This is a genomic window from Fibrobacter sp. (assembly GCF_017545445.1).
Lineage (GTDB): Bacteria > Fibrobacterota > Fibrobacteria > Fibrobacterales > Fibrobacteraceae > Fibrobacter.
Window position 1 is genome coordinate 1 of the sequence record NZ_JAFWOM010000051.1, and the last position, 5,493, is coordinate 5,493.

Consider the following 5,493-nt stretch of genomic DNA (forward strand, 5'->3'; position numbering starts at 1 on the left):
AAAAAGCCGCCGGAATACATGTCCGAAAAGCCGTACTTTACAGAAAAGTCAGCGAAGTACTTGACAAAGCGTTCCCCGGAATAGGTAAATCCCGCCGATGTCGAAAGCCCGGCGCCCGCGCCCACGACGACGGCATCCGCCCTTGCCAGCGCCTTTTTCAGTCTCGATACTTCGGCAGAAAAATCATCCGTTGATTTTTTCGAAAATCCGCGCATAGATAGACTCGTCCTTTTCGCTGAAAACGTTAAAGACAACCTTCATGGGGCTTTGTGTACGGTGCTTCCATTCCAGCACCGTATCCACCGCGATTTGGGCGGCACGTTCCGGCGGGAAACGGAATACACCTGTAGAAATACAGCAGAAGGCAATAGATTCCACACCGTTCCGGGCCGCAACATCGAGGCAGTTCCTGTAGCACGATTCCAGCAACTCGCAGTCCCGTTCCGTAAGGCCGTAGCCCACGATTGGCCCCACCGTGTGCAGCACGTATTTGCAGGGCAGGTTGTAGGCCGGCGTGATTTTCGCCTGTCCCGTAGGTTCGGGTTGCCCTTGCCGTTTCATCAGGGCGTCGCAAGCGCTACGGAGGCGGATCCCCGCGAAGGTATGGATGCAGTTGTCGATACAGCTGTGGCAAGGCTGCCAGCAACCCGTCATGCCGCTGTTGGCAGCATTCACGATTGCATCTACCCTGAGGGTGGTGATGTCGCCGCGCCACAGGAACAAGGAATCGCCAAACAAGTCCGGCGCACCCGCGCTGAAGCGCCTGCCGATACTTTCAATGTCCGCGATGTCCGTTATTCCGCGACCACGGATGGATTCCTGCAGGTATTCGTCCTGAATCCTGTAGAATTCATCGCTTGCGGGGGCGGCCTCCCGCACGTTCATCAAGGAACGCAACAGGATTTTCTGTCCTTCGGCGTCCGCGGGGATGGTCGTGCCGCTGTACCTGGGACTTTCCGCCAATAGATACTTTATCAGGAATAGTCTGCGCTCTGCTTGGTTCATGTTTCCTCCCGGATGACTCAGGGGCGGTCTTGAGTTGTGCGGCGAGGCCCTTCAGGGTCGTCTTCTCCAGTTCCATTTCCAGCGCCGTCTGCGCCGAATTCAGGGCCGGGTCCAACAGGCGGTGGATGTTCTTGCCTACGGGGCACAGCGGATTCGGTTCCGGGTGGAAACTGAAGACGATCCGTTCCTCGTCGATATCGTTGATGGCCTTGTAGACATCCAGGAGCGTTATCTTGTCGGCAGGACGCGCAAGGTGAGAGCCCCCTACGCCAGGAGCCGTCTCAACCAGGCCCGCCTTTTGCAACTGCAAAAGGACCTTGCGGATGATGACCGCATTCACGCCGGTGCTGCCCGATATGAATTCCGAGGTCACCCGTTCCGCACCCTCGAAGAAGTGGATGCAAAGCAAGGTATGGACCGCCGCCGTAAAACGAACGCTGACTTTCATAATCCACAATTTAACAATTGTTGCCTGCGTTCACGCGTGCCTTGGCCTATTTGTAGAACATTCCCGCCGTCATGTCCAGATAATTTTCGCCGGAGTAGTTCGTAAATTCCTGCTTCATGGCGCTCTTGAATGCCGCCGGGTTCACATTCTTGAGGGCGATATTCTTCATCACCTTCAGGTACTGGATTTTAGCACGGGCATCTTCCAGATTTTCCACCGTGTAGTGTGACGTGAGAATCAGGGAAATTCCGCGGTCGATGTAATCCGTGAGCTGCGCGATGATGGCATCGGCGTGCTTGCTCCCTGCCACGATGGAATGAACGTCGTGACCCATCATGTGGGTGTAGACAACGTTGATTGCGGGAAACTCGATATCGAATGCCTCCTGGGTCGCGACAATGCGCATGTCGATGCCCGCGAGATTCAAAGTCTCTCCTTCGATAAAGTCCGTCGTCGCGTAGATGGAGCTGTCAAAAGCATCGCCAAAAGCCGCCGTGAAATTCTTGACCAGGGCCGCACCGCCTCCGTTATGGTTGTAATCGTCGGCATGGCGGGTGCTGTACACGGGAGCCCCCTTCATGAAAGTCGCGCCCGCGCCATGGTAGGCAATCACCGTGCCCACGAATTCTACCGAAAGACCCTTGATGTAGGCCTCCAGTTCCTTGATGTTGTCGAAGAAACAGGGGGCTTCGACCATGAACATCTTGCCGCCCTTTTCCAGCAAGAAACATTCGTCGGTTATCAGGTCGTTTGTCTTGTAGGCATGCAGCTTGACCGCGCCGAAATCGTAGATTTCCATGACGCCCTTACCAAGATTTACGGTCTTGAAGTTGTTCTTTTCCATTTTGAGTCTCCTTGGGCCATGCCCTTTTTTTATTTTTATTGTTGTTCTATAATTGTTACAACACAAATATATTCAATTATCGTTGTAATGTCAATAGAACAACTAGAAATTTAAGGTAAAAATTTGGTTACAAAAACGAGAACTAGTTAGAGCTTTCGCTGTTTATTCCACCGAAAAGGTCGCCTTCACGTTCCCTTTGCCGAGGATCTGCTGGAGGCGCTTTTTATTCACGTTGTCGATGCGGGCAAGGCGCGTGAAGTTCCAGGAATTCTTGTCGTAGTAGATGGTGATGGAGTTGCCCTGGTAAAGGATGATGTCGCCCGCATCGGTGTCGATTTGCTTGTCGTTACGCGGAAAACTGCGCGGCAAGTCGGCCACCTTCTCGAAACTGCCGTAGTCGTGCATGTCGAGCGTCATATCGCCCTGCGTGAGGAATTCGGCGAAGGCCTTGGCCGAGGAATTTTCTTCGAGCGTTGCCGTGAAGGTGGTGTCGTTCACATGGATCTTGAGTTTCACGGTAGCCTCCCCCACTTTAGATGTTGAACCGGCCGATGAACTTGCGGGCACTGCGTCGGACGTTTTACTGGCGGACGATTTCGGCGTCTGGATTTCGGGTTGTGTCGAATGGCTCGCAGCATCGCTGCAGGCCACGAGAAAGAACAACGCTATAAAGATAAAGTTTCGCATACACACAATATAAATAATTGTGCAAGCAATTCAAAATACTTATTTGCTATGACTCACTATGCCTTTTGCGCATAGTGAACCGCTGGCGAGGACCGAAACAAGCGTCAAAACGGCACCCACAACTAGGACGATCGAAACACTTGTGGCAATGTCCCCCATGCCGACCAGCGGAGAGACGATTCCGCCCATCAAGAAGCCCGATGCCCCGATGGCTGCTGCGGCGGTGCCTGCATTTGCGCGTTCGGCGTTCAAAGCCAATGCGTTTGCCGGGGGCTGACTCATGCCGAACATGAACGTAAGCCCCATGAAGGCGACTTGCAGAATCGGGAGTAAAGCGTGCGTCATGAGGGCAACAGCAACGGCAATTGCGAAAACGAACATTCCCGTACCCGCGATTTTCAAGGCCTTGTATTCGTTGCCGACTTTACCCGACAATGCGCAACCGATGGCCGTGAAAACGGCGTTCAGCGCAAAGCACAGACTAAAGCCGACAGGCGAAAGGCCGTAGATTTTTTGGTAGATAAAGGGCGAAGACGCGATATACCCGAACAAGATAATCATTGGGAATGTGCATACCAAGAAATACGATACGTAGGCACGGTTCTTGAACACTTTTGCATACAAGCTAAAGCTCGCAAAGACGGATTTTTTGCTGCGACGTTTTGCCGGGAGCGATTCCTGAAATTTCCCTGACATAAAGAGCAGCAATGCACCGTACAGAAGCAACACCGCGAAAGTTCCCTTCCAGCTCATGAAATTCAGCAAGAAGCCGCCTAGCACCGGGGCTATAATCGGGGCGACTCCGTTCACAGCGCTCACCATGGCAAGGAACTTCGTGAGCACCGGGCCGCGGTAGGAATCCGCCGAAATGGAACGCGCAATCACGATGCCGCCGGACGCCGCCATGCCCTGCAACAAACGAAACACGTTGAAGGTTACGATGTTCGGCGCGACAATGCAGGCGACAGTCCCGCAAACAAAAAGCAACAGACAAACTAGCAACAACTTTTTGCGGCCGTACTTGTCGCTCAGCGGGCCTACAAAGATTTGCCCCACCGAAAGTCCGAGCATGCTCATGGTGAGACTCAGCTGTGCCATCGAGGGGCTTGCCGCAAAGTAGTCTGCTAGGCTCGGGAGGGCCGGTAAGTAAAGGTCCGTCACGAAGGGGCCGAACGCCGAAAGCAAGCCTAGCAACAGCATAAGGAAAGTGAATTTCTGTTTTCCGCTCATAAATTCCTCTTGACGAAACCGCACGGAATCGCTATAAAAAAGCCCGCAAAGCCTTACAACTGGACTTATGCGGGACCGCTACACGTTGATTTCGCAAGCGAATTTAGGAAAAAAAATTTCCGTTGGCAAGTTCTTGACAAAGGCAAAAAATATTTTTATTTATGGGCACGAAATTTCATTGCGTATAATGGTTCAGCGTGAAACTCAAACATCAGGGTTTTGCGCCTTTTTTATTGCGCAGGGCCCGCAACAAAAGAGGTTAAAATGGACTTTTACATGAAACTCCCGCGCGGCAAACGCGAATTCACCCTTTTTCTCGTGACGCTTTCGATTATCTCGATGAACATCATCGCGCCGCTCATCACCTGTTTCGAGATGGGCTTTAGCATGGAAAGCTGGGCGCACGTATTCCCGATTATGCCGATACTCTGGCCGTGCGTTATCGCGACGGTGCTTGTCACATATAAGCCTGCGGCGTTCCTGACTTCAAAACTCACGCAGAAGGGCGACAGCTTCCACGCGGTGATTACACTCAACATCATGTGCACGGTTTTCCTGACGTCCATCATCTTGACGATTGTAGGCACCTGGGTCGGAAACCGCGAAATTACAATGGAGCCGCTGGTGAACTTCTTTTACAAGTGGCCTCGCAACTTTGCCATTTCGCTCGCGGTAGAAATCTTGATCGCGCAACCGATTGCCCGCCGCGTGATGCTAGGCCTGCACAAGTACCGCGACGCCCGCCGGGAAGTCGCAATTTCTAACTGAGCCGTAAATAATTTTATCTATCTTTTCGATCGTGACAGGCATCGAAGAACAATTCAATGGCAAGAAACTCCTTGTAAAGAAGCTCATTCCTTTCGGGTTCACGAAGGAAGGGCCAAACTATGCGCTCGTCCGCGAAATACTTGGCGGACAGTTCCGTCTGGAAATCAGAGTGGGACGGGGCAAGAAAGTTTCGGTCAAGGTATTCGACAACGATTCCGGCGAAGAATACCTACTTTTTTCGGTGCTGTCAGTGCAGGGGGCCCTCGTGGGCCGCATCCGCAAAGAAGTTTCCGTCATTACGGATAAGTTCTTCAGCGAATGTTTCGAGACGCAGATTTTCAAAAGGAAATCAGCAAACGACCTGATTGGTTACGCGGAGCAAAAATACGGAGACAAGCCCGAATATCTGTGGGAACGGTTTCCGCAATTCGCCGCCATCCGTAAGCACGAAAACAAGAAATGGTATTGCCTATTGGGGACTGTCGAAAAATCAAAAGTTGGCCTCAAGGGC

6 protein-coding genes and 2 pseudogenes are annotated in these 5,493 nt (G+C 52.3%); 2 read left to right on the forward strand and 6 right to left on the reverse strand.

The features are described 5' to 3' along the window. The 6 genes and pseudogenes from IKG78_RS05855 to IKG78_RS05880 form a co-directional block, all read right to left on the reverse strand. Nucleotides 1-215: pseudogene (locus IKG78_RS05855) on the reverse strand (Sir2 silent information regulator family NAD-dependent deacetylase); the annotation flags it as partial. Beyond that, nucleotides 184-1,005 (reverse strand): protein-ADP-ribose hydrolase, encoded by an 822-nt coding sequence (locus tag IKG78_RS05860; protein WP_366074871.1) that lies wholly within the window; start codon nucleotides 1,003-1,005, stop codon nucleotides 184-186. The gene IKG78_RS05860 and the pseudogene IKG78_RS05855, both read right to left, overlap by 32 nt. 31 nt (nucleotides 1,006-1,036) lie before the next feature. Next, nucleotides 1,037-1,453, reverse strand: a pseudogene (locus tag IKG78_RS05865) (Rrf2 family transcriptional regulator); the annotation flags it as partial. A 46-nt stretch (nucleotides 1,454-1,499) separates the two neighbouring features. Beyond that, nucleotides 1,500-2,297 carry a hypothetical protein gene (locus IKG78_RS05870; protein ID WP_290940806.1) on the reverse strand — a complete coding sequence of 266 codons (798 nt, stop codon included), beginning with the start codon at nucleotides 2,295-2,297 and terminating at the stop codon, nucleotides 1,500-1,502. Nucleotides 2,298-2,459: 162 nt separating this feature from the next. Further along, a complete protein-coding gene (locus IKG78_RS05875; RefSeq protein WP_290940809.1) occupies nucleotides 2,460-2,984 on the reverse strand; it encodes a cyclophilin-like fold protein in 525 nt (174 codons plus the stop codon). A 39-nt stretch (nucleotides 2,985-3,023) separates the two neighbouring features. Beyond that, on the reverse strand, nucleotides 3,024-4,214 hold the full coding sequence (locus IKG78_RS05880) for a multidrug effflux MFS transporter (protein ID WP_290940812.1): 1,191 nt from the start codon (nucleotides 4,212-4,214) through the stop codon (nucleotides 3,024-3,026). Nucleotides 4,215-4,478: 264 nt separating this feature from the next. Here IKG78_RS05880 and IKG78_RS05885 point away from each other — a divergent pair, with 264 nt between their 5' ends. Then, a complete protein-coding gene (locus IKG78_RS05885) occupies nucleotides 4,479-4,982 on the forward strand; it encodes a hypothetical protein (protein WP_290940815.1) in 504 nt (167 codons plus the stop codon). A 31-nt stretch (nucleotides 4,983-5,013) separates the two neighbouring features. Next, nucleotides 5,014-5,493, forward strand: a 480-nt coding sequence (locus IKG78_RS05890) for a hypothetical protein (protein WP_366074874.1), incomplete at its 3' end; no start/stop codon positions are given.

Excerpts from the sequence above, each read along its gene's own strand:
- IKG78_RS05885 (WP_290940815.1), top strand. The coding sequence starts at position 4,479 with ATGGACTTTTACATGAAACTCCCGCGCGGCAAACGCGAATTCACCCTT.
- IKG78_RS05880 (WP_290940812.1), bottom strand. The coding sequence starts at position 4,214 with ATGAGCGGAAAACAGAAATTCACTTTCCTTATGCTGTTGCTAGGCTTG.
- IKG78_RS05860 (WP_366074871.1), bottom strand. The coding sequence starts at position 1,005 with ATGAACCAAGCAGAGCGCAGACTATTCCTGATAAAGTATCTATTGGCG.
- IKG78_RS05870 (WP_290940806.1), bottom strand. The coding sequence starts at position 2,297 with ATGGAAAAGAACAACTTCAAGACCGTAAATCTTGGTAAGGGCGTCATG.
- IKG78_RS05875 (WP_290940809.1), bottom strand. The coding sequence starts at position 2,984 with ATGCGAAACTTTATCTTTATAGCGTTGTTCTTTCTCGTGGCCTGCAGC.